The sequence below is a fragment of the Streptomyces sp. SID5643 genome, assembly GCF_009872555.1.
GTDB classification, from domain to species: Bacteria; Actinomycetota; Actinomycetes; order Streptomycetales; family Streptomycetaceae; genus Streptomyces; species Streptomyces iakyrus.
The window spans coordinates 38,936-61,041 of sequence record NZ_WWIC01000041.1; the positions used below are offsets into that span (position 1 = coordinate 38,936).

The window sequence follows — 22,106 nt, forward strand, 5'->3', positions numbered from 1 at the left end:
CCCACCGACAAACCACCGACAAGCCGCCGACACCCGCTGTCGGTGGTGCCGGCGAAAGGGGACAGCCCGTCGACTGGGGGAGATCGACGGGCTGTCCGTGGTACCGCTGTGGCTCTCTGTGAGGTCCTAGTGGACGGAGTTCTCCTCCTGCGGGAACGTTCCGCCGACCACGTCCTCGGCGAACGCCTTCACCGCGTCGCCCATGACCTCACGCAGGTTCGCGTACTGCTTCACGAACTTCGGCACCCGCCCGCCGGTCAGACCCAGCATGTCGGTCCACACCAGCACCTGCGCGTCGGTCTCGGGGCCCGCCCCGATCCCGACGGTCGGGATGTGCAGCACCCGCGTCACCTCGGCGGCCAGCTCCGCGGGGACCAGCTCCAGCACCACCGCGAACGCGCCCGCGTCCTGCACGGCCTTCGCGTCCCGCAGCAGCTGCTGGGCCGCTTCCTCGCCGCGGCCCTGCACGCGGTAGCCCATCGCGTTGACCGACTGCGGGGTCAGGCCGATGTGCGCCATGACCGGGATGCCGGACTCGACGAGCAGCCGGATCTGGTCGTGCGACCGCTCGCCGCCCTCCAGCTTCACGGCCTGCACGCCCGCCTCCTTCACCAGCCGGGTCGCCGAGCGCAGCGCCTGCACCGGGCCCTCCTGGTAGGAGCCGAAAGGCAGGTCGCCGACGATCAGGGCGCGCGAGGTGCCCCGTACGACCGCCGCCGACAGCATCGTCATCTCGTCGAGGGTGACGGGCACGGTCGTCTCGTACCCGAGGTGGCAGTTGCCCGCTGAGTCGCCGACGAGCATCACCGGGATCCCGGCCTCGTCGAAGACGGAGGCGGTCATGGCGTCGTACGCGGTGAGCATCGGCCACTTCTCGCCGCGCTCCTTGGCGGCGGCGATGTCGCGCACGGTGATACGGCGGGTGCCCTTGCCCCCGTACAGCGCCCTGCCGCTGCCGGAGGGCTTCATCTGAGCAGTCTGGGCAGCCGGAAGCTGCGTCATGGCACGGCTCCTAACACGTCATCTCGAGGCGCCCTGACGGCGTCCCCGGACCACGTCCATGGTGGCACCTCGTGTCATCGAGGGCTAGGGGAGCCCCTGTGAGTTCCGTCCGCGCGTCCGCGAGGGCCCGGACGCGGTCGCCGCGTAAGATCCCGGTAAGAGAATTCCAATACGAGACGGTCTCGTATCGAAATACTTCTGGGCTCGGTGCCATGACTACTCCTGCCGAACCGGCCGCCCCCACCGGCCCGCGCGTACCGGAAGCGGTGCACCGGCGCCGCTGGGCGATCCTCGGCGTGCTGATGCTGAGCCTGCTGATCGTCGTGCTCGACAACTCGATCCTGAATGTCGCCATCAAGACGATCTCCACCCCGGCCCCCACCGGGCTCGGCGCCACGCAGAGCCAGCTGGAGTGGGCCATCAACGCCTACACCCTCGTCTTCGCCGGACTGCTGTTCACCGCCGGACTGCTCGGCGACCGGCTGGGCCGCAAGAAGGTGCTGCTCGGAGGCCTCGCCGTGTTCGGCATCGGCTCGGCGCTCGCCGCGTTCTCCGGCTCGCCCGGCCAGCTGATCACCTTCCGGGCCGTGATGGGCCTGGGCGCCGCGTTCGTGATGCCCGCCACGCTGGCCGTCCTCATGAACGTCTTCGAGCGCGAGGAGCAGCCCAAGGCCATCGGCATCTGGGCGGGCGGCGTCGGCCTCGCCGTCGCCATCGGCCCGATCACCGGCGGTGTCCTGCTCGACCACTTCTGGTGGGGCTCGGTCTTCCTCGTCAACGTGCCGATCGTGCTGCTCGGGCTCGCGCTGATGCTCTGGCTGGTGCCGGACTCGCGCGATCCGAACCCGGGCCGGGTGGACCCCGTCGGTGTCGTGCTGTCCGTCGTCGGCCTGGTCCTGCTCGTCTACGGCATCATCAAGGGCGGCCAGCTCGCCGACTTCACCGACGCGACCGTGCTGGCGACCATCGGCGCCGGCCTCGCCGTGCTCGTCGCCTTCGTCGTGTTCGAGAAGCGCAGCGACCATCCGTCGATAGACGTCACGTACTTCAGGAGCAAGGTCTTCTCGGCCGCCATCGCCGCCGTCGCGCTGGTCTTCTTCGCGCTGATGGGCGTGACCTTCTTCTCCGTCTTCTACACGCAGAGCGTGCGCGGCTACTCGCCGCTGCAGACCGGTCTGCTGATGCTGCCGCTGGCCGCCGCCCAGTTGATCTTCGCGCCGCGCGCCCGGCTGGTCGTCGACCGCTTCGGCAACCGGGTCACGACCACGGGCGGCATGGCCGTCATCGCCGCCATGCTGGCCGCCTTCGCCACGCTGGACGGGGACACGCCCATCTGGATCCTGGAAGTGATCTTCTTCCTCATGGGTGCCGGCATGGCGCACATCATGACGCCGGTCAGCGTCGTCATCATGCAGGCCCTGCCCCGCGAGAAGGCCGGGTCCGCCTCCGCGCTCAGCAACACCTTCCGGCAGGTCGGCGGCGCCCTCGGCGTCGCCGTCCTCGGTTCGGTGCTGTCCACGGCCTACCGCACGGGCATCGAGGACAGGCTCGGCGTCCTGCCCCCGGCCCTGCGGCACACCGCCGGTGAGTCCATCGAGGGCACGCTCGGCGTCGCGGACAAGCTGGGCCCGCGGGGCGCGTCCCTCGTCGCCCCGGCCCACGACGCGTTCCTGCACGCGATGCACGTCACCGCCCTGTGGGGCGCGGGCGTGGCCCTGATCGGCGCGGTCGTCGTGGCGCTGTTCCTGCCGGGCAGGCCGCCGTCGTCCCAGCGGGCGCAGGGGGACAAGGAGTTGTCGCACACGGGTTCGTAGGCCTGCGGGAGAATGCACTCCCCGCGCAGCCGGGAACGGTCTCCACCCCGCCAGGAAGGACGCAGCGACGTGAGCCTCGCCGATCGGCACACTCCGCCCGACGCTCCCGCGAGGGGCCGCCCCAGAAGCGAGGCCGTCGAGCGCGCGATCATCGAGGGCGTGATGAGGCTCCTGGAGGAGGGTGTGCCCCTCGCGGAGCTGTCCATCGAGCGCATCGCCCGCACCGCGGGCGTCGGCAAGGCCACCATCTACCGCCGCTGGAGCGGCAAGGAGGAACTCTTCGTCGACGTCGTACGCGCCGCCGAACCCCCGGACCCGCCGCTCCCCGGCACCTCCATGCGTGACGACCTCGTCGTCCTGCTGGAACAGGTGCGCCGGCGCGGCCTGGCCAACCGTTCCTCGGCGATCCTGCACAGCGTGCAGGCCCAGATGAAGAGCAGCCCGAAACTCTGGGCGGCGTACCACGCGACCGTCGTCGCCCCGCGGCGCCGGCTCGGCCTGGAGGTCCTGCGCCGCGGCCAGGAGAACGGCGAACTGCGCACGGACCTCGACCTCGAACTGCTGAACGACATATTCGTCGGCCCGATACTCCTCCGCGCCGCGCTGCACACCGACGCCGACCTCCCCGACGACCTCGCCGACCGAGTCGTCGACACGCTCCTCGAAGGCCTACGCCCCGTCAGTTCCGAGTCCCGGCCGCCCGGGTGAGTGTGCGCGTTTCGTCACAGACGGCGCTTTCGGCGGGCGGGACCGGAACTCTCCTCGGGGGCTCGGACGTCATCGCCCCCGTACGGCCGTCGCAGGACGGCGGGAACGGAACGGATCATCCCCTAGGGTCGTAAGGACACGGGGGCGATGGTGTGCACGGCAGGCAGTGAGGCGACGGTATGGCGCAGCAGGCGTACATGACGGAGACGGACAACGGCGGCTCGGGGCCCGAGCACCGGGGAACCCGGCTTCGGCGCCTGTTCGACCGGCTGGTGGGCCCCTGGCGGGGCGACCCGCGGATCTGGCGGCGCGGACTGGTCGTCGCCGCGTGCGCGGTCCTGCTGGCCCTGGTCATGGTGCTGCACTCGCGCATCCCGAACACCATCGGCAACCTGGGCAGTCTCACCGAGACGTTCCTGCCCTGGCTGGGGCTCCTGGTCCCGGTGCTGCTCGTCCTCGCCCTGGTCCGCAAGTCCGCGACCGCGCTGATCGCGGTGGTGCTGCCGTCCGTGGTCTGGCTGAACCTCTTCGGCGGCCAGCTCAGCGACAAGACCGCGACCGGCGGCGACCTCACGGTGGTCACGCACAACGTCAACGCCGACAACCCCGACCCGGCCGGCACCGCCCGGGACGTGGCCGCCTCCGGCGCGGACGTGCTGGCCCTGGAGGAGCTGACGCCGGACGCCGTCCCGACGTACGAGAAGGCGCTGGCGCCGACGTACCGCTACCACTCCGTGCAGGGCACGGTCGGCGTGTGGAGCAAGTACCCGCTGAGCGGCGTGCGGGACGTCGACCTCGACATGGGCTGGACGCGCGCGATGCGCGCCACCGTGACCGCACCGTCCGGGCAGGTCGCGGTCTACGTCGCCCATCTGCCGTCGGTGCGCGTGAAGATGGAGGCCGGCTTCACGGCCCGCCAGCGCGACCGGAGCGCCGACTACCTGGGCGAGGCCATCGCCCACGAACCGCTGGAGAACGTCGTCCTGCTCGGTGACCTGAACGGCACCATGAACGACCGCGCGCTCAACGCCGTCACCTCCCAGATGCGCTCCACGCAGGGCGCGGCCGGCAACGGGTTCGGCTTCAGCTGGCCGGCGTCGTTCCCGATGGCGCGCATCGACCAGATCATGGTGCGGGGCCTGAAGCCGGAGAGCTCGTGGACCCTCCCGCAGACGGGGAGCGACCATCTGCCGGTCGCGGCTCGTGTGAGGGTCACCACAAGCGGTTCCTGAAAACCGCTGGTCAAGGCAGTTCCGTCAGAAATCGGCGACCTCGGCGTCACCGCGCGGAATAGTGCGCCTGCGAGACTTTGTTCCGTACTTGAACATACGCGTACGGATCTCCAAGCAAGACTCGAAAGGCTCCTTCATGCCCCTGGCCCTGCTCGCCCTTGCCGTGGGCGCCTTCGGCATCGGTACGACCGAGTTCGTGATGATGGGGCTGCTGCCCGACGTCGCGGACGACCTGAACATCTCGATACCCAGCGCCGGCCACCTGGTGTCGGCGTACGCGCTGGGCGTCGTCATCGGCGCCCCGCTGCTGGCCGCGGTCACCGCCAGGATGTCCCGGCGCACGGTCCTGATCGGCCTGATGGGGCTGTTCGTCGTGGGCAACGCCCTGTCGGCCCTCGCGCCCGACAACGGCTGGCTGCTGGCCGCCCGCTTCCTGAGCGGTCTGCCGCACGGCGCCTTCTTCGGCGTGGGCGCCGTCGTCGCGACGAACATGGTCGCCCCCGAACGCAAGGCGCGTTCGGTCTCGCTGATGTTCCTCGGCCTGACGGTCGCGAACGTCGCGGGCGTGCCGGTCGCGACCCTGATGGGCCAGCACCTCGGCTGGCGGGCGACCTTCCTCGGCGTCAGCGCCATCGGCCTGGCGGCGATCGCCGCGCTCGCGTTCCTCATCCCGCACGACCACGAGCACACCACCGCGAGGGGCCTGCGCGGTGAACTCGCCGCCCTGCGCTCCCTGCCGGTCTGGCTGTCGCTCGGCACGACCGTCGCGGGCTTCGGAGCGCTCTTCGCCGCCTACAGCTACATCACGCCGATGCTCACGGACGCCGCCGGCTACGCCGACGCCAGCGTCACCCTGCTGCTGGCGCTGTTCGGCGTCGGCGCGACCGCGGGCAACCTGCTGGGCGGACGCCTGGCCGACCACTCCCTGCGGGGCACGCTGTTCGGCGGCCTCACCGCGCTGGTGGCGGTACTGGCGCTGTTCCCGCTGCTGATGCGCACGGAGCTCACGGCCGCCGTGGCCGTGACCCTGCTCGGCATGGCGGCCTTCGCCACCGGCTCCCCGCTCCAGCTGATGGTCATGGAGAAGGCCTCTTCGGCCCCGTCCCTGGCCTCCTCGGCCAACCAGGCCGCCTTCAACCTGGCCAATGCCGGCGGCGCCTGGATCGGCGGCCTCGCGCTGGCCGCGGGCTTCGGCGTCACCTCCCCGGCCCTGGCCGGTGTGGCCCTGGCCGTCCTCGGTCTGGCCGTGGCGTCGCTGGCCTACGCGGTGGACCGGCGCCGGGCCCCGGTCGCCGGGCGCGAGCGGATCGTGGCGAGCCACGTCCCGCAGGAGGCCCGAGCGGTGCACCACTGACGGCTCCCGGCACACGGCAGCACACGGGATCAGATCCCGCGTGCTGCCGTTTCCGTTGACCGGGGTACGAGACGGGCGCGCTGTCCGACCGCCTCTGCCTGACGGCTCGTCAGTGCGCTGACCAGGTCGTCCAGTCCGTCGAACCGCCCGTCGAAGTCGTCGGAGTCTGTGGGCGGGTCCCCGGCCGGCCGGTGGACGTAGGCGGTGCGCATGCCGACCGCCCGCGCGCCGCGCAGGTCCCAGGCGTGGGCGGCGACCATCAGCACCCGTTCGGGTGGGCATCCGGCGCTGTCGAGCGCGAGCCGGTAGACCTCCGGCGCCGGCTTGTAGGCCGCGACCGCCTCGGCGGACAGAGCTGGATGCCAGCGCAGCCCGGCGTGCGCGTTGAGGTGGAGCAGGGCCGTACGGCCGGCGTTGGACAGCCCCATCACGGGGTATCGCCGCGAGAGCCGCTCCAGCCCGGCGGCGGAGTCGTCCCAGGCGGGCAGCCGCCGCCCCGCCGTGGCGAGCCGCGCGACGGCCCCCGGGTCGGTCACCCCGGCGTGCCGGGCCACCAGCCGGGCGGCCTCGGCGTCGAGCACCTCCGTGCTCACGTACGGGCGTTGCCCCTGGCGGACGCGTTCCTGCTCCTGCTCGCAGTACCGCCGCCACAGGGCGACGGGCCCGTCGGCGGCCGTCGGGCCGGACAGGCCGGTCGCTTCCCGTACCGCAGATCGAAGCCCGCCGGGCTCGTCGACCATGGTGCCCAGGACGTCGAAGACGACGACCTCGATGTCGTGGATCGCCGCCATCTGTTCTCCCGCACCGGTCGGTGTGTCACCGCTTGAGCAGGTGACGATGGTGACACCAGGTGTTGTTACCGGTCAAGGTGGTGACGGCGATTACTGCGGCTGGGTCGCGATCTGGATCAGGTTGCCGCAGGTGTCGTCGAAGACGGCCGTGGTGACGGGGCCCATCTCCAACGGCTCCTGGGTGAAGCGGACGCCGAGGCCGCTCAGGCGCTCGTACTCGGCCCGGACGTCGGTGACGGCGAACTGGGCGAGCGGGATGCCGTCGGCGGCGAGCGCGTCGCGGTAGGGCTTGACGGCCGGGTGGCCGGCGGGCTCCAGGAGCAGTTCCGTGCCGCCGGGCTCCTCGGGGGAGACGACCGTCAGCCAGCGGTCCGTCCCGCCCACCGGGACGTCGTGCTTCTTCACGAAGCCGAGGACCTCGGTGTAGAAGCGCAGGGCCTTGGCCTGGTCGTCGACGAAGACGCTGGTCAGCTGGATCCTCATGACGGGCTCTCTTCCGGTCCGGAGGGGTCGGGTGCCGGCCATCGCTCGGTGATCTGCCGGAGCGGGGCCGTGTTCAGGTCGTGGAACTTGCAGCGGCCCTCCCGCCTCGTCTCGACGAGCCCGGCGGCCTCCAGCACCGCGAGGTGCTGGGAGACCGCCTGACGCGAGATGCCGAGCCGGTGCTTCATGCTCAGCCGCGAGCAGATCTCGAACAGTGTCTGCCCGGACTGCTCGGCGAGCTCGTCGAGGATGGTGCGACGGGTGGGGTCGGCCAAGGCTTTGAAAAGGTCGTCGGCCACGACTCCAAGATAGGCAAGTATTCACTTGCCTATCAAGTCCTTCCGGCCCCTCCCGTCAGCCGGCCCCTCCCGTCAGCCGGACCCGCCCGTCGGAATGGCCCCGCCCGTCGGAATGGCCCCGCCCGTCGGAACGACTCCGCCCGTCAGAGCGGCGACTCCGCCCGTCAGAGCGACTCCCGCCATCCGTTCGTGATCGGCAGCCGTCGGTCCTTCCCGAAGCCCTTCGGGGAGATCTTCGTGCCCGGCGGGTACTGGCGCCGCTTGTACTCGGCCGTGTCGACCATGCGCAGCGTCTTCGCGACCAGCGCCGCGTCGAACCCGGCCGCCACGATCTCGTCGGCTCCCCGGTCCCGGTCGACGTACAGCTCCAGGATCGCGTCGAGCACCGGGTAGTCGGGCAGCGAGTCCGTGTCCACCTGGCCCGGGCGCAGTTCCGCGCTCGGGGGCTTGCTGATGGAGTTCTCGGGGATGGGCGGGGTCTGACCGCGTTCCCGGGCGGCCCGGTTGCGCCACTCGGCGAGGCGGAAGACCGACGTCTTGTAGACGTCCTTGATCGGGCCGTACGCCCCGACCGAGTCGCCGTAGAGCGTGGAGTAGCCGACCGCGAGCTCCGACTTGTTGCCGGGGGCCAGGACGATGTGGCCCTCCTGGTTGGAGATCGCCATGAGCAGCGTGCCGCGCAGACGCGACTGGAGGTTCTCCTCCGCCAGGCCCGTGAGTCCCAGCGAGCCCATGTAGGCGTCGAACATGGGCTCGATCGCGACCGTGCGGTAGTTCAGCCCCGTACGGCGGGCCAGTTCGGCCGCGTCGTCCTTGGAGTGGTCCGAGGAGTACTTCGACGGCATCGACACGCCGTACACGTTCTGCGCGCCCACCGCGTCGCACGCGATCGCCGCGACCAGCGCCGAGTCGATACCGCCCGACAGGCCGATCAGGACCGAGGTGAAGCCGTTCTTCGCGACGTACGCCCGCAGGCCGACGACCAGCGCGGAGTAGACCTCCTCGTCGTCCTCCAGACGGTCCGCGTAACCACCCGTGAGCTCGGGCTCGTACGCGGGCAGCGGCTCCTCGGAGAGCACCACGCGGTCGATGCGCAGACCGTCGTCGACCACGCCCGCCGGCGCGTCCGCCGACGCCGCCGGCAGGTCCAGGTCCAGGACCACGCAGCCCTCGGAGAACTGCGGCGCCCGCGCCACGACCTCGCCGTCCTTGTCGACGACGATCGAGTCGCCGTCGAACACCAGCTCGTCCTGGCCGCCGATCATCGCCAGGTACGCCGTGGTGCAGCCGGCCTCCTGGGCCCGCTTGCGGACCAGCTCCAGGCGCGTGTCGTCCTTGTTGCGCTCATAGGGGGAGGCGTTGATCGACACCAGCAGGCCCGCCTGCGCCGAACGGGCGGCGGGGACGCGGCCGCCGTCCTGCCAGAGGTCCTCGCAGATGGCCAGGGCGACGTCCACGCCGTGCACCCGCAGCACCGGCATGCTGTCGCCGGGCACGAAGTAGCGGAACTCGTCGAACACGCCGTAGTTCGGCAGGTGGTGCTTGGCGAAGTTGAGGACCACCTCGCCGCGGTGCAGCACCGCACCCGCGTTCTGCGGCGCGCCGGCCGGCTGGCCGTACTTCGGCTGGGCGGTGGCACTGCGGTCGAGGTAGCCGACGATCACCGGCAGCTCTCCGAAGCCCTCCTCGGCCAGGCGCGCGGCGAGAGAACGCAGCGCCGCGCGGGAGGCCTCCACGAAGGACGACCTGAGCGCCAGGTCCTCGACGGGATACCCGGTCAGCACCATCTCGGGGAACGCCACGAGATGCGCTCCCTGTTCGGCGGAGTGCCGGGTCCAGCGGACGATCGACTCGGTGTTCCCGGCGAGGTCGCCGACGCCGGCGTCGATCTGGTTCAGGGCGAGACGTAGTTGAGGCACGCCGCCCAGTGTAATCGTCAGTGCGACACAATGGGGTGGTGTGAGTCACCCCACACCACCCCATGTCCCCTCGCGGAGGTCAGCCGCGCCGGTACGACTCGACGTAGCCCTTCGCGGGTGAGCCCACGCCGGTGACGTCGTCGTAGCCCTTCACGGCCGCGAGCGAGCTGTCCTTGCCGAGACTGCGCACGGACGTGGTCAGACCGCCGGTGGCGTCGTAGCCGTTCACGAAGTCGACGCGAGCCACGGCGAGACCGGAGCCCGTCGGGTCGTCGGTGACGTCGTGGTAGACCTTCGAGCCGGCCTTGGCGTAGATCGCCGGGTTGGCGAAGCCGATCGCCTTGCCGCCGCGGGCCTCCTGCGCCAGCGCCTGGACGGCCGCGATCGTCGGGGCCGCGAGCGAGGTGCCGCCGATGCGGTACTCGCTGTACGCCTGCGACCTGCCGTCCGGCGAGGTCTGCGTTTGCCCGACCAGGAAGCCGGTGTTCGGGTCGGCGACCGCCGCGATGTCGGGCACGACCCGGTTGCCGTCCGCGCCGTTGGCCTCGGCCAGCGCGTCCGGCACCACGCCCTGCTGGTAGGAGGGCTCGGCGACGGTCCTGCTGGTGCCGCCGCCCGCGCCGGAGGTGAAGGAGCCGGGGAAGCCGGTCCAGCTCTTGCCGTCGGCCGACAGGTTCGCCTTGTCGGTGCCCCAGCCGGTCTCCCACAGGTACGTGTCGCCCTTGCCGACGGCCAGCGAGGTGCCGCCGACGGCGGTGACCCACGCCGAGTCGGCCGGGGAGTCGACCTGCTTCGTCCCGGAACTCGCGACCTCGTCGCCGTCGTCGCCGGAGGAGAAGTAGAAGCCGATGCCCTCGACCGCGCCCAGCTGGAAGACCTGGTCGTAGGCGACGGCGAGGTCCGGGGTCTGTGCGGCCTCCACCTCGCCCCAGGAGTTGGAGACGATGTCGGCCAGGCGGCTGTCGACGACCTTGCCGAGCGCGTCGAGCAGATCGCCGTCCGTGCAGGAGGCGGCGCCGACGTAGGTGACGTCCGCGGCCGGGGCGACCGCGTGCACCGCCTCGACGTCCAGGGTCTCCTCGCCGTACCAGCCGGAGGCCGAGCAGTCCTTGGTGTTCGTGTACTTCTCCGGCAGCACCTGGTGCAGCCGGCCGGTCTTCCACGCCGCGTCGCCGTTGCGCTTGGCGTACGTGCCGGCGTCGTAGGCGATCGTCGGAGAGGCGTACGCGTCCGTGATGGCGATCCGGACACCCTTGCCGGTGCGTGTGCCCGCGCCGTAGGCGGCCCGCAGCTGCTTGCCCGTGTAGCCCTTCACGACGTACGGGATCTTCTTGCCGTACGCGTCCGGGAGCGTGCTCGCGGTGTTCGAGCCGTAGTACGAGGAGAACGGCCCGGCATTGCGGAACACGGTGTCCGGCGGCGGCAGTTGATCGTCGTGCGTGGCCATGTGCGGCGCGTTGTCCAGCCCGGTCACCGTCAGGACGGCGTCGGCCAGGCCCTCCGGTACGGAGGCGGTGCTCGCCGGGGCGCGGTACGTCTTCGAGCCCTTGGCGAAGTTGTGCAGCTGCGTGCCGAACGCCTCTTCGGCGGCGGCCACGTCACCGCTGACGGAGACGTAGTGCCGGGTGACGCCGGTGACCTTCAGGCCCGACGCCGTCAGCCAGGACTTCACGGCCGCCACCTGGGCCCTGGTCGCACCGAAGCGGGCCTGCGCCTGCTTGGCCGTCAGGTACGTGCCGTACGAGGCCGAGCCCGGGTCGGAGACGGCCTGCGCGTAGGCGGCGAGGCCGGCGGCGTTCCTGCCGGCGAGGTAGACCCGGGCCGACACCCGGGCGCCGTCGGAGGTGGCGCCCCGGTCCGCGCGGGCCGTGGCCCACTCGGGGCGGGTCCCGGACAGCAGGTCACGGAGCGGGTGGCCGGCGGCGTGCGCCGCGGGCATGCCGAGCGCCAGCGCACCGGCGAGCATCGGCAGTGTCGCTGCCATGCTCACCCCGGCGCGCACCGAGGCGCGGTTGGATCTCATGGAACTCCCTGTGCGGTTCGTCGCGAGTGGATCACTCGACGGTCGCCACTCTCGCGATGAACCGTTCATGCAAGGGAATTGCGCAGCCCACGAAGCGCCCTACGCAGCTCAAGAAGAGCCCAAGAGACCGCCAGGCGGGGCGATTTGAGGCATACGTGCGCACCGCTGCTAGGAACGCGGTGCGGCTCCTCGCTCCTTGAGCATGTCCGCCATCAGCCGGATCTCCGACTGCTGCGCGTCCACCATGCCCTGCGCGAGCCGCTTCTCGACACCGACCACGCACCGGTCCGCGCAGCCCTCGGCCATGTGCACGCCGCCTTGGTGATGGTCCGTCATCAGCTGGAGGTAGAAGACCTCCGCCTGCTTCCCGCTGAGCTCTCCGAGCTTCTTCATCTCGGAGTTGGTCGCCATGCCGGGCATCAGCGCGCCGTCCTTGGCGGAGGCCGTGTCGCCCATGTCCATCCAGGTCATCGGCGGCTTCGAGGACACCTTGGGCAGGCCCCACAGGTCGAGCCAGCCGAGCAGCATGCCGCGCTGGTTGGCCTGCGTCTGCGCGATGTCGTAGGCCAGGCGACGCACCGCCTCGTCCTTGGTGCGGTCGCGCACGATGTACGACATCTCCACGGCCTGCTGGTGGTGCACCGCCATGTCCCGCGCGAACCCGGCGTCCGCGGAGTCGGCCGAGGGCGTCCTGCCGCCGCCGTCGTCCCCCGCGACGGCGTAGGTGATCGCACCGGCCGCGACGAGCGCCGTCGCCGCGGCCCCGGCGATCAGGCCGGCCTGCCTCACTTGGACAGCCCGTTCGTGCAGGCGGCACCCGGCTCGGGGGTCTGCTCGCCCTGGACGAACTTCTCGAAGAACTTGTCCACGTTCGGGTCGCTCGCGCCCGTGACCGTGCGCTGGTGACCCCACGCCGAGAGCATGATCGGGTCCTTCTGGTCGTCCATCGGGCTCATCAGCGTGTACGGCGTCTTCTTCACCTTCGCCGCGAGCGCGTCGACGTCGGACTTCTTCGCGGCGGCGTTGTACGTCACCCACACCGCGCCGTGCTCCAGCGAGTGCACGGCGTTGGTGTTCTTCACCGGCTCGGTGTAGACGTCGCCGTTGCAGTTCATCCAGACCGGGTTGTGGTCGCCGCCGACCGGAGGCTCGGAGGCGTACTTCACGGCCTTGGTGACGTGGTTGCGGGCCAGCTTGCCCTCCCAGGTCTTCACCCCGTCCTTGCCCGTCACGAATGTGCCCTTGCCGGAGGAGTCCTTCGCCGCCGCGGTGTCACTGGCCCCGTCGTCCTGGGACTGCACGAGCACGACACCGCCGACGACGAGCCCGGTCACGATCACGAGGCTGGCCGCGATCGTGAGGATCCGGTTGCGGCGCTCACGGGCCTGCTCGGCGCGCCGCATCTCCTCTATTCGAGCCTTGCGTGACGTGCTGGCCTTCTTGGCGGAGCCCATGAGGTGTCCTTCGTGGGAAAAGTGACGGTCGGGTGGGCTGATCGTAATGGGGGAGACGGGGCGCCTCGTAGAGCGGTCGCGGGAATGGGCCGAATCGATACGGCACCGACAGCAGGACGACAGCTCCGCCGCTCCCGGCGCCCCTCTCCCGCCGGATCATTTGTACCGGAGATTCCCATTACCTAGGCTGCCCGCATGCGGCTGCTGCGCTCCACCGACCTCGCCCTGCGGGTCCTGATGCGGCTCGCCGTCGCGGGCGGGCCGAGTCCGACGACCCGGGAGGTCGCGGCCGGCATGGACGTGCCGTACACCCACCTGGCGAAGGTCGTCGCCGAGCTCCAGCACATGGGCCTGCTCCAGGCCCGCCGCGGCCGGGGCGGCGGTCTCACCCTCACCGAGCAGGGCCGGACGGCCTCGGTCGGCGCCGTGGTCCGCGCCTTCGAGGGCGGGGGCGACGTCGTCGACTGCGAGGGCCCGACCCCGTGCCCCCTCAACTCCGCCTGCCGTCTGCGCGGCGCTTTGCGCCGGGCCCAGGAGGCGTTCTTCACCTCACTGGACCCGGTCACGGTGGAGGACATAGTGGCGGAGCCGACGGGCGCGCTGCTGCTGGGGATCTCGCGGGGCCCCGGCCCTCAGAACACCCTCTAGTACTCCGGTCCTGCTGGAGTACTAGGCCTGCCCCGCCAGCCACAGGTCCGGGCCGAACACCTCGTAGTGGATGTCGGCGGGGGCCACGCCCTTGGCGATCAGCTGGGTCCGCATCGCCCGCATGAACGGGAGCGGGCCGCACAGGTACGCGCGCGTGCCCGGAGCGAGTGTCACGCCGGTGAGGTCGGCCAGGCCGGTGCGGGCGCCCGAGGGGGCGTCCTGCTCGTACCAGAGGTGGACGGCAGCGTCCGGGAGCTTGGCCGCCCAGGCCTCGTGGTCGGCGCGCAGGGCGTGGGTCGCGGGGGAGCGGTCGGCGTGCACGACGGTGACGGGGGCGCGGTGCCCGGACTCGGCCAGGTGCGCCAGCATCGCGGTCATCGGAGTCACGCCGATGCCCGCCGAGGCCAGCAGCAGGGGAGTGTCGGGGCCGGCGTCCAGGACCAGGTCGCCGTACGGCTCGGACAGCTCCAGGACGTCGCCCACCTGCACGCGCGCGTGCAGGCGGCCTGAGACCTCGCCGTCGGGAGCGCCGGGCTCGCGCACGCGTTTCACACTGATCTGCCGCAGGTCCGGGCCGGGAGCCCCGGAGAGGCTGTACTGCCGTATCTGCCGGGCCCCGTCGGCGAGGGCGACGCGGACGGAGACATACTGGCCGGCCAGGAAGTCCCGCACCGGGCCGCCGTCGGCCGGCCGCAGCCGGAACGTGGCCACGTCGTCGGTCTCGGTGACCCGTTCGACGACCTCCCAGGCCCGCCAGGTGGGCCCGCCGCGCTCCTCGCGCAGTCGCCGCTCCACGGCGATCAGCGCGTTCGCCATCAGCCAGTAGACCTCGTCCCAGGCGGCGGCGACCTCGGGTGTGACCGCGTCGCCCAGCACCTCGGCGATGGCCGCGAACAGGTGCTCGTGGACGATGCCGTACTGCTCCGGCGTGACGCCGAGCGAGGCGTGCTTGTGGGCGATGCGGTGCAGCATGGCGTCGGGCCGCTGCTCCGGGCGGTCCAGCAGGTGTGTGGCGAAGGCGGCGACGGAACCGGCCAGAGCCTGCCGCTGGGTGCCGGAGGCCTGGTTGCCCCGGTTGAACAAGTCGCGCAGCAGCTCCGGGTGGGCCGCGAACAGCCCGGCGTAGAAGCGCTCGGTGATCGTGCCGAGGGCCGCGCCGACGGCGGGGAGTGTGGCGCGGACGGTGGCGGCGGACTGTTCGGACAGCATCGGGGGCTCCTCAGGGCTCGACTGTACGCACGCTATTTAAAGTTGCATATGAGATGCAAATTAAGCGCGTGGCGCAGCGCAGGGAACCGGCCGTTACGGATGCCGGTGCGAGCAGGCACTATGGGCGGCAGAGCAGTCCACCTGCCGTACGTGAGGCGTTCTCCCCCGGGCCGGCCGGGCGATCATGGTCCGCAACGCGTACGAAATGGAGGTGTGGTGGGATGCTCAGGTGCCCGACCGCCTCCCGTGGTACGGAAGAGAAGGCGGCCTGACCAGCAAGGATGGGGAAGCGGAAGATGGACAAGCAGCAGGAGTTCGTGCTCCGGACGTTGGAGGAGCGCGACATCCGGTTCGTACGCCTGTGGTTCACGGACGTGCTGGGCTTCCTCAAGTCCGTCGCCGTGGCCCCGGCCGAACTGGAGCAGGCCTTCGACGAGGGCATCGGCTTCGACGGCTCCGCGATCGAGGGCTTCGCCCGGGTCTACGAGTCCGACATGATCGCCAAGCCGGACCCCTCGACCTTCCAGATCCTGCCCTGGCGTGCGGAGGCCCCCGGCACGGCGCGCATGTTCTGCGACATCCTCATGCCGGACGGCTCCCCGTCCTTCGCCGACCCGCGCTACGTGCTCAAGCGCGCCCTGGCCCGCACCTCCGACCTGGGTTTCACCTTCTACACCCACCCGGAGATCGAGTTCTTCCTGCTGAAGGACCGCCCGCTGGACGGCTCCCGCCCCACCCCGGCCGACAACTCCGGCTACTTCGACCACACCCCGACCAACGTCGGCATGGACTTCCGCCGCCAGGCCATCACCATGCTGGAGTCCATGGGCATCTCGGTGGAGTTCTCCCACCACGAGGGCGCGCCGGGCCAGCAGGAGATCGACCTCCGCTACGCCGACGCGCTGTCCACGGCCGACAACGTCATGACGTTCCGCCTGGTCATGAAGCAGGTGGCCTTGGAGCAGGGTGTGCACGCGACGTTCATGCCGAAGCCGTTCTCGGAGCACCCGGGCTCCGGCATGCACACCCACCTCTCCCTCTTCGAGGGCGACCGCAACGCGTTCTACGAGTCGGGCTCGGAGTACCAGCTCTCCAAGGTCGGCCGCTCCTTCATCGCGGGCCTGCTGCGGCACGCGGCGGAGATCTCCGCGGTCACCAACCAGTGGGTGAACTCCTACAAGCGCATCTGGGGAGGCGCGGAGCGCACGGCCGGTGCGGGCGGCGAGGCCCCCTCGTACATCTGCTGGGGCCACAACAACCGCTCGGCGCTGGTCCGGGTCCCCATGTACAAGCCCGGCAAGACGGGCTCGGCCCGGGTGGAGGTCCGCTCCCTCGACTCCGGCGCCAACCCGTACCTGGCGTACGCGCTGCTGCTGGCCGCCGGCCTCAAGGGCATCGAGGAGGGCTACGAACTCCCGCCGGGCGCCGAGGACGACGTCTGGGCCCTGTCCGACGCGGAGCGCCGCGCCATGGGCATCGAGCCGCTCCCGCAGAACCTCGGCGAGGCGCTGACCCTGATGGAACGCAGCGACCTCGTCGCCGAGACCCTCGGCGAGCACGTCTTCGACTTCTTCCTGCGCAACAAGCGGCAGGAGTGGGAGGAGTACCGGTCCGAGGTCACGGCGTTCGAGCTGCGGAAGAACCTTCCGGCGCTGTAGGCGCAGGTCAGGGTGGGCTTTCCGCAGATGCGGTGGATGGGGTCGACGGTCGCGCACCGTCGGCCCTGTCGCGTTTACTGGTCCTGGGCCGTCTCTGGGCCGTCGCAGTGCTAAACCTCAGCCCCAAGCCGTCTCCGACCGCAGTCCGAATTATTCGATTTCGCTGACAGCTGCGGTTTGTTGCTGGTATGAAGTCCACCGTGGCTTTGAGTGCGTATGAACGGAAGGCACGCCTTACCCCGGGCATGCTAGGGATTGCGCCTGTCACCATCACTCTCGTTGCGCTCGGCCTGAAGGCTTACCCAGCTGTGCCTGTAGCGCTTGGGGTACTCTCCGTTACGGTTGGTGGCTATGCGCTGTCGGTCCTGGTAGGCAACGCAGGGCGGCGAGCCCAGGACCGCATGTACGAGCGATGGGGCGGCCGACCTACGACGCAGCTGCTGCGCACCCGCGATGAGAGCAGTAACCCAAGACAGCGAGACATCTGGCGGCAGGCGATCGAAGAGGTCACCGGAGTGCAGTTGCTGAGTAAGCGGCGGGAAGCGGCAAATTCTGTGGCCGCTGATCACGCCATCGAAGCCGCCACCGATCAGGTGCGTTACCTCGGCCAAGACCCTCGCTTTCCGATGGTGGCCAATGAGAACGCCGCATACGGCTTTGAGCGCAACATGTGGGGATTCCGCTGGGTGGGTCGCTATGTGGCCCTAGTTTGCTTGGCAGTCATCGGGTTGACCTGTCTCTTGGCGAGGTATACCTCCTTCCATGTGTCCGCAGGAGCTGCAATTAGCGGTGCCGTAATCAATGTCATGATCTTGACCGGGTGGTGCCTCTTTCCGTCTGAGGAACGAGCGAAGGAGGCAGGGTTCCGCTACGCCCGCCAGTTGTTGCATGCGGTTACTCAGGTCAGTCGGACCGAATCGTCAAGCGCCACAGAGGAAACGCAGGAGGATTCCTAGGAGATGTCCCACGTAAAGTCTTTCGCTATCGGCAACGGTGATATGTATTACATCCGCCACGGTAGCGACAACTTCACTATTATCGACTGCTCGCTCCCACCGGAGCGGATTGGCAGCATCCTGGCGGAGATCTCCACGCAGTCAGAAGACAAGGGTATTACGCGCTTTGTCTCGACGCATCCTGACCAGGATCACATCGGTGGTCTCGTTGAACTGGATGACCATGTCGGTCTCCATAACTTCTACTGCGTGAAGAACGCTGCAACCAAGAAGGACCCGACTGCGGACTTCAAGCGCTACTGCTCGCTGCGCGACGACACCACGAAAGCTTTCTATCTCTACAAAGACTGCACGCGCCGCTGGATGAATCAGAGCAGCGAAAATCGGGGTTCGGCCGGGCTGAACGTGCTGTGGCCGATAACGTCAGATCCCGACTTCAAGAGCGCCCTTGCTGACGCGGCTGCTGGCATGACGCCCAATAACATCTCCTGCATTCTGCAGTACACGGTTGTGGATGGGCCGCGGATGCTATGGATGGGTGATCTCGAAACGGACTTCATGGAGAAGATCGAAGACAAGGTGGACATACCGAAAGTGGATGTCCTGTTCGCGCCGCATCACGGTCGCACGTCGGGCAAGGTGCCGCGGGCGTGGCTAGAACTCATGGATCCAGGGCTGGTGGTGATCGGTGAAGCCCCCTCGGAGTATCTCCATTACTACGCGGGCTATAACACCATGACCCAGAATTCTTGTGGCGACATCTTGTTCGTGACAGGCGACAAAAAGGTGCACATCTATGTCGCTGATAACGCCTACAGCGTCAACTTCCTTGATGACGAAGGTCTTGATCACGAGGATGGTCTCTACTACATCGGCACTCTCGGATGTCACGAGAGGTAAAGTTGCAACTCATGATTGAGAAGGCGCGCCGGATTGCGCCTCGGTGCATGGCAGCCGCTCCTTCATCGGCACGGTGCGTCGGTGTCAGGTAGGAGAGTCACTCCGGGATAACCGATTCTCTTGTTCAGATATCCCGGAGATCTGGCACCTTCTGTTCTTCTTCTGTCTTGCGGTGAAATCAAGGCGACGTAGGTGCTTGGTACAGGTTGTCTACGGCGTTCCGAGCGCGCGCGTCGCTGCTCGGCATGAGATGGGTGTAAACCCTCAGGGTGAACCCGGGATCGTTGTGTCCGAGGTAGTGGCTCAGGGCCTTTATGTTCTCGCCGGCGTCCAGCAGGACCGAGGCGTAGAAGTGCCTGAGGGCGTGCATGCCGTGTTCGCGGGCGGCCTGATGGCGCTCGCCTGGCTTTGGCTGAGGGATCACCCCGGCCGCGACAAGGGCGACTTTCCATGCGCGGTCGTTGAAGTCGGTTCGCCGAACCGCGCCCGCGCCGTCGAGGCGAGTGAACAGCAGGCGCTTCGTGACGGGGGGACCGTCCACCCGGAGCCAGGGCAGGGTGATCTCTACCGGGGGGAACGCCTCGATGTGCTGCTTGAGCAGGTGCGCCACGCAGTCCGGCAAGGGGACGTCGCGGATCTTGTTTCGCTTCGGCGGGGCGAAGACGAGACCGTCTTTCGTCACCTTCACCTGGTTCGCGACGTGCAGCCAGCCAGAGTCGAAGCCGATTGCGTCGACGGGCAACCCGAAGATCTCCCCTTGCCGGAGTCCGCATCCGCCTCCGAGGTCGACCATCGCGCGGTAGCGCTCCGGCAGGGCCGCCCGCACGGCGAAGACGCGCTCTGCGCTCCACGGCACTACGCGGCCACTTCCCGCAGCAGGTGGACGCACCGATTGCGCGTGGCACGGGTTCTTCGACAGGTGGCCATCGTCCACCGCCGCGTTGAGAACCGTCGACACGTTGTTGTAGATCACGCGCCGGTACGACGACGCAGGGACGGCCCGTTCCAGTTCGCTGAGCCAATCCCGGATGTGTTCCGGCTTGAACGAGCCGAGAGGCCGCGGCCCCAGGTAGGGGATGGCGTGACCGCGAATCGCAGACTCCACCGACTCTCGTGTGGTCATGTCGGTGGTCTGCGTGCTCAGCCACTTCTCGGCGTACTGCCGGAACGTCACGCGGCTCGCGGCCGGGTCCACGTACTGCCCCCGGGACATGTCCGCCTCGATGTGGGCGAGCCACTGATCGGCCAGTCGCTTCTGCCCGTCCGGGAACGACTTGCTCTTCTCGGTGCCGTCCGGGCCGATGTAGCGGGCGCGGTAGCGCATCCCCGTGCCGTAGCGGTCCGTGCGTACGCGGCGGGGCTTGCCGGCCGCATCGGGTTCGGTCTTGTACCACCGGTCTTGGATGTGGCCTGCCATCAGGCAGTGGTCCTCTCGACATGCGGCAGGGAGAGCCGCGCGGGCGGCTCTCCCTGCTGTGTGGTGGGTGTTCGGTTAGGCGGCGGTGGCGTCGGCGTGCTTGCGCTGGTCGACGTAGGCCCGTACGTCGGCGGGGTCGTAGCGGAGGTGTTTGCCGATACGGAAGCCCGGCGGGCCGGTGCGCTTCTTGCGCCACTGGTAGACGGTCTCCAGGGGTACCTCGAACATCTCGGCGATGTCGTCGGGGGTGAGGTACCGGTCAGGGAGGCCACCGCGGAGAGTGGCGCGGGGGTCGAGGTCTCTCGGCTTTGCCATAGGAGCTCCAGGGCGCGGGCGTGGCCGTGTCTGTCCGAAGTGCGGATTTCTGCGTCATTGCGTCATCAGCGTCATTCGGGCTGATGACCTGCGGCTTTGCGTGACGCAGTGAAGTGGGGGTGCGTCACCGGGGCGTCATACGCTGCGTCATCGGGTGACGCAGATGACGCAGGATGACGCAGAGATGGCCGTCTGCGTCATGCCGCTAGCTGCAGGTCAGGGGCCGTTTCTCGGCCTGTATGACGCAGATGACGCAGGGTTCCTCCCCTTGGGACAAGGGAGGGGGTGGTGTCTGTTGTGGTGCGGTGCTGCTTCAAGCGTGAGGAGCGAGCCGCTCGCGCGGCGCGTCCCTTGCAGGGCGGCTGTCGCCGCCGAACAGCAAGAAGAGCACGCCCGGCAGTGGCCGGTGGTGCTCTTCTTGCTTGTCGGGCGACCGCGGGGGGCGGGTCAGAACATCTGCTTCTCCTGGTGGGGCTGTGGTGTCTGCAGGTGGGTCATTTCGAGGTAGCGGCCCTCGCTGGTGCGGCCCGATTCGATCAAGACTCCGCGGGCGGCGAGGGTGGGCTGGAGGCGCTTGAGCCGGTCGGAGAGGACCTTGCCCGTGGTCGGCCAGCCCTTGGGCAGGGGCCGCATGTCGTCGCCGCTGTAGAGGCGGCTGAGGCAGTTCAGCCACTCCGTGGAGGTCATCCGCTGCTCGCCGCCCGGTTCGATGGTCTCGGCGTGCTTGAGGACGGTCTGCGCGAGCAGGTCGCCCTCAATGACGTCGTCGTTGAGGTCGTCGAGGCTGCGCCGGTAGGCGGCGAGTGCTCCCAGGCCGGTTGCGGCGTCGAGCTGGGCGCATAGGTGCGCGAAGTCCGCCATCCGCAGATCGGTCGGGGTCTCTGCCTCAGCCGCGCGGACCTTGACCGTGAGGTCGAGCAGGGATCCGAGGATGACGGGCAGGGCTTCGGCGTACTCCGCCCACAGCTCCGCCTCTGTGCGCCGGACGCGGGGGCGTTCCATGCGCAGTGGCAGGAGGCGTTCGGCGAGGTCGGGGCGGATGACGCCGACGTCGATGCCGGTCAGGAGCATGGGGCGGCGGTAGCGGGCGCGGACCACGTCGCCGTCGGTGTACAGGGCGCGCTTGACGTTCTCGGCGCCGGTGACGATGCAGCACATCGCGTCTGACAGGTCCGGGGTCATGTGGGAGAGGTTGTCCAGGGCGGTTACCCATCCGGCGGCCACGGCCGCGATCAGGTTCTCCTCGTCCTTCGGTGCGCGGCGCAGGTCGCCGCTCATGCCCTCGATGATCCGCACGAGCATCCGCCCGCCCGTGGACTTGCCGGCGCCCTGCGGACCGGTGAGGAACGGCGCGGGCACGGGCACGGACGGACCGAGACAGCCGACCAGCCAGGCGATGGCCAGGCACTCGGTCTCGGCACCGGCGAAGTTGCACAGCCTCAACAGGGCGTCGATGCCCTTGCCCTCAGTGTCCTTGACCGGCAGGGGCAGCTCGCCCGTGAGCTGGGTGCGGCGCCAGCAGACTTCCCGCGGGTCGGGGATGGCGATGTCCCACCCGGTGGGGTGGATACGGACGGACTGCCCGTCGGTGCGGCCCAGGTCCAGCCACGTCGCTCCGTCGAACCCGGGCGCCACGCGGATGTGGACGGGCTGCACGTCCTCGGTCAGCGCAAGGGCCTCGATCAAGTCCAACGCCTCCTTGAGCGCCGTGCCGTTGAACACGCCCAGTCCGTCACGGTAGAGACCGACCATGAGTTCCTGGCGGTGGCTTCCCGTCGTGCCCTGCGAGCGGATCGGACGGGCCACGGGGTGGCCGTTCTTCTGCGCGTACACGGTCCCGTCGGCGGTGCGGAAGTACCGGAAGTTGGCCTGTGCGTAGTCGGTGATGACCTCACGGGCCGGGGCCTTGTCGTCGTCGGACATG

Annotated in this window: 20 protein-coding genes; 8 read left to right on the plus strand and 12 right to left on the minus strand. The window is 69.4% G+C overall.

Features of this window, described 5'->3' with window-relative positions; translation table 11 throughout:
- Nucleotides 1-126 precede the first annotated feature (126 nt).
- Entirely contained in the window at nt 127-1,002 is an 876-nt protein-coding gene (gene panB / locus GTY56_RS04265) for a 3-methyl-2-oxobutanoate hydroxymethyltransferase (RefSeq protein WP_033312546.1), read from the minus strand.
- A 212-nt stretch (nt 1,003-1,214) separates the two neighbouring features.
- Between panB and GTY56_RS04270 the strand changes: the two genes are divergently transcribed.
- The 4 genes from GTY56_RS04270 to GTY56_RS04285 all read left to right on the plus strand — a co-directional run bounded on the left by GTY56_RS04270 (nt 1,215) and on the right by GTY56_RS04285 (nt 6,110).
- On the plus strand, nt 1,215-2,816 hold the full coding sequence (locus tag GTY56_RS04270; protein ID WP_161362605.1) for an MFS transporter: 1,602 nt from the start codon (nt 1,215-1,217) through the stop codon (nt 2,814-2,816).
- A gap of 69 nt (nt 2,817-2,885) precedes the next feature.
- Complete coding sequence (locus GTY56_RS04275; RefSeq protein WP_346345416.1) at nt 2,886-3,524, plus strand: TetR/AcrR family transcriptional regulator; 639 nt, start codon at nt 2,886-2,888, stop codon at nt 3,522-3,524.
- A gap of 179 nt (nt 3,525-3,703) precedes the next feature.
- Nucleotides 3,704-4,756: an endonuclease/exonuclease/phosphatase family protein gene (locus tag GTY56_RS04280; RefSeq protein ID WP_161362609.1), complete on the plus strand. Its 1,053-nt coding sequence runs from the start codon at nt 3,704-3,706 to the stop codon at nt 4,754-4,756.
- 136 nt (nt 4,757-4,892) lie between these two features.
- Nucleotides 4,893-6,110: an MFS transporter gene (locus tag GTY56_RS04285; protein WP_161362611.1), complete on the plus strand. Its 1,218-nt coding sequence runs from the start codon at nt 4,893-4,895 to the stop codon at nt 6,108-6,110.
- 29 nt (nt 6,111-6,139) lie between these two features.
- Here GTY56_RS04285 and GTY56_RS04290 read toward each other — a convergent pair whose 3' ends face one another.
- The 7 genes from GTY56_RS04290 to GTY56_RS04320 form a co-directional block, all read right to left on the minus strand.
- The gene (locus GTY56_RS04290; protein ID WP_161362614.1) at nt 6,140-6,901 is read right to left on the minus strand and encodes a haloacid dehalogenase type II; all 762 of its coding nucleotides are present in this window, start codon (nt 6,899-6,901) and stop codon (nt 6,140-6,142) included.
- 90 nt (nt 6,902-6,991) lie between these two features.
- Nucleotides 6,992-7,384, minus strand: coding sequence for a VOC family protein (locus GTY56_RS04295; RefSeq protein WP_161362616.1), 393 nt, complete (start codon nt 7,382-7,384; stop codon nt 6,992-6,994).
- Nucleotides 7,381-7,683, minus strand: a complete 303-nt coding sequence (locus GTY56_RS04300) for a metalloregulator ArsR/SmtB family transcription factor (RefSeq protein WP_161362618.1) — start codon at nt 7,681-7,683, stop codon at nt 7,381-7,383. Before GTY56_RS04300 ends, GTY56_RS04295 begins: the two co-directional genes overlap by 4 nt.
- A 164-nt stretch (nt 7,684-7,847) precedes the next feature.
- The gene (locus GTY56_RS04305) at nt 7,848-9,602 is read right to left on the minus strand and encodes an NAD+ synthase (RefSeq protein ID WP_161362620.1); all 1,755 of its coding nucleotides are present in this window, start codon (nt 9,600-9,602) and stop codon (nt 7,848-7,850) included.
- A gap of 79 nt (nt 9,603-9,681) precedes the next feature.
- Nucleotides 9,682-11,625 (minus strand): S53 family peptidase, encoded by a 1,944-nt coding sequence (locus GTY56_RS04310; RefSeq protein WP_161362622.1) that lies wholly within the window; start codon nt 11,623-11,625, stop codon nt 9,682-9,684.
- A gap of 168 nt (nt 11,626-11,793) precedes the next feature.
- On the minus strand, nt 11,794-12,414 hold the full coding sequence (locus tag GTY56_RS04315; RefSeq protein ID WP_161362623.1) for a DUF305 domain-containing protein: 621 nt from the start codon (nt 12,412-12,414) through the stop codon (nt 11,794-11,796).
- A complete protein-coding gene (locus GTY56_RS04320) occupies nt 12,411-13,079 on the minus strand; it encodes a thioredoxin-like domain-containing protein (protein ID WP_161362626.1) in 669 nt (222 codons plus the stop codon). The genes GTY56_RS04315 and GTY56_RS04320 overlap by 4 nt, the downstream gene beginning before the upstream one ends.
- Nucleotides 13,080-13,274: 195 nt before the next feature.
- Here GTY56_RS04320 and GTY56_RS04325 point away from each other — a divergent pair, with 195 nt between their 5' ends.
- Nucleotides 13,275-13,727, plus strand: a complete 453-nt coding sequence (locus tag GTY56_RS04325; RefSeq protein ID WP_161362628.1) for an RrF2 family transcriptional regulator — start codon at nt 13,275-13,277, stop codon at nt 13,725-13,727.
- A gap of 21 nt (nt 13,728-13,748) precedes the next feature.
- Here GTY56_RS04325 and GTY56_RS04330 read toward each other — a convergent pair whose 3' ends face one another.
- The gene (locus GTY56_RS04330) at nt 13,749-14,936 is read right to left on the minus strand and encodes a globin domain-containing protein (RefSeq protein WP_161362630.1); all 1,188 of its coding nucleotides are present in this window, start codon (nt 14,934-14,936) and stop codon (nt 13,749-13,751) included.
- A gap of 296 nt (nt 14,937-15,232) precedes the next feature.
- Here GTY56_RS04330 and glnA2 point away from each other — a divergent pair, with 296 nt between their 5' ends.
- The 3 genes from glnA2 (at nt 15,233) to GTY56_RS04345 (ending at nt 18,450) form a co-directional block, all read left to right on the plus strand.
- Complete coding sequence (glnA2, locus tag GTY56_RS04335; RefSeq protein ID WP_033312643.1) at nt 15,233-16,594, plus strand: gamma-glutamylpolyamine synthetase GlnA2; 1,362 nt, start codon at nt 15,233-15,235, stop codon at nt 16,592-16,594.
- Between the two features lie 188 nt (nt 16,595-16,782).
- Complete coding sequence (locus GTY56_RS04340) at nt 16,783-17,550, plus strand: hypothetical protein (RefSeq protein ID WP_161362632.1); 768 nt, start codon at nt 16,783-16,785, stop codon at nt 17,548-17,550.
- A gap of 3 nt (nt 17,551-17,553) precedes the next feature.
- A complete protein-coding gene (locus tag GTY56_RS04345; protein WP_161362634.1) occupies nt 17,554-18,450 on the plus strand; it encodes an MBL fold metallo-hydrolase in 897 nt (298 codons plus the stop codon).
- 178 nt (nt 18,451-18,628) lie between these two features.
- Here the strand turns inward: GTY56_RS04345 and GTY56_RS04350 are convergent, their stop codons facing one another.
- The 3 genes from GTY56_RS04350 to GTY56_RS04360 form a co-directional block, all read right to left on the minus strand.
- A complete protein-coding gene (locus tag GTY56_RS04350) occupies nt 18,629-19,867 on the minus strand; it encodes a tyrosine-type recombinase/integrase (RefSeq protein WP_161362635.1) in 1,239 nt (412 codons plus the stop codon).
- A 75-nt stretch (nt 19,868-19,942) separates the two neighbouring features.
- Nucleotides 19,943-20,182: a helix-turn-helix transcriptional regulator gene (locus GTY56_RS04355; RefSeq protein ID WP_161362637.1), complete on the minus strand. Its 240-nt coding sequence runs from the start codon at nt 20,180-20,182 to the stop codon at nt 19,943-19,945.
- 447 nt (nt 20,183-20,629) lie between these two features.
- Entirely contained in the window at nt 20,630-22,105 is a 1,476-nt protein-coding gene (locus GTY56_RS04360; protein WP_161362639.1) for an AICE element replication initiation protein, read from the minus strand.
- Nucleotide 22,106 lies beyond the last annotated feature (1 nt).

Excerpts from the sequence above, each read along its gene's own strand:
- panB (WP_033312546.1), bottom strand. The coding sequence starts at position 1,002 with ATGACGCAGCTTCCGGCTGCCCAGACTGCTCAGATGAAGCCCTCCGGC.
- GTY56_RS04270 (WP_161362605.1), top strand. The coding sequence starts at position 1,215 with ATGACTACTCCTGCCGAACCGGCCGCCCCCACCGGCCCGCGCGTACCG.
- GTY56_RS04280 (WP_161362609.1), top strand. The coding sequence starts at position 3,704 with ATGGCGCAGCAGGCGTACATGACGGAGACGGACAACGGCGGCTCGGGG.
- GTY56_RS04285 (WP_161362611.1), top strand. The coding sequence starts at position 4,893 with ATGCCCCTGGCCCTGCTCGCCCTTGCCGTGGGCGCCTTCGGCATCGGT.
- GTY56_RS04290 (WP_161362614.1), bottom strand. The coding sequence starts at position 6,901 with ATGGCGGCGATCCACGACATCGAGGTCGTCGTCTTCGACGTCCTGGGC.
- GTY56_RS04295 (WP_161362616.1), bottom strand. The coding sequence starts at position 7,384 with ATGAGGATCCAGCTGACCAGCGTCTTCGTCGACGACCAGGCCAAGGCC.
- GTY56_RS04310 (WP_161362622.1), bottom strand. The coding sequence starts at position 11,625 with ATGAGATCCAACCGCGCCTCGGTGCGCGCCGGGGTGAGCATGGCAGCG.
- GTY56_RS04320 (WP_161362626.1), bottom strand. The coding sequence starts at position 13,079 with ATGGGCTCCGCCAAGAAGGCCAGCACGTCACGCAAGGCTCGAATAGAG.
- GTY56_RS04325 (WP_161362628.1), top strand. The coding sequence starts at position 13,275 with ATGCGGCTGCTGCGCTCCACCGACCTCGCCCTGCGGGTCCTGATGCGG.
- GTY56_RS04330 (WP_161362630.1), bottom strand. The coding sequence starts at position 14,936 with ATGCTGTCCGAACAGTCCGCCGCCACCGTCCGCGCCACACTCCCCGCC.
- glnA2 (WP_033312643.1), top strand. The coding sequence starts at position 15,233 with ATGGACAAGCAGCAGGAGTTCGTGCTCCGGACGTTGGAGGAGCGCGAC.
- GTY56_RS04340 (WP_161362632.1), top strand. The coding sequence starts at position 16,783 with ATGAAGTCCACCGTGGCTTTGAGTGCGTATGAACGGAAGGCACGCCTT.
- GTY56_RS04345 (WP_161362634.1), top strand. The coding sequence starts at position 17,554 with ATGTCCCACGTAAAGTCTTTCGCTATCGGCAACGGTGATATGTATTAC.
- GTY56_RS04350 (WP_161362635.1), bottom strand. The coding sequence starts at position 19,867 with ATGGCAGGCCACATCCAAGACCGGTGGTACAAGACCGAACCCGATGCG.
- GTY56_RS04355 (WP_161362637.1), bottom strand. The coding sequence starts at position 20,182 with ATGGCAAAGCCGAGAGACCTCGACCCCCGCGCCACTCTCCGCGGTGGC.
- GTY56_RS04360 (WP_161362639.1), bottom strand. The coding sequence starts at position 22,105 with ATGTCCGACGACGACAAGGCCCCGGCCCGTGAGGTCATCACCGACTAC.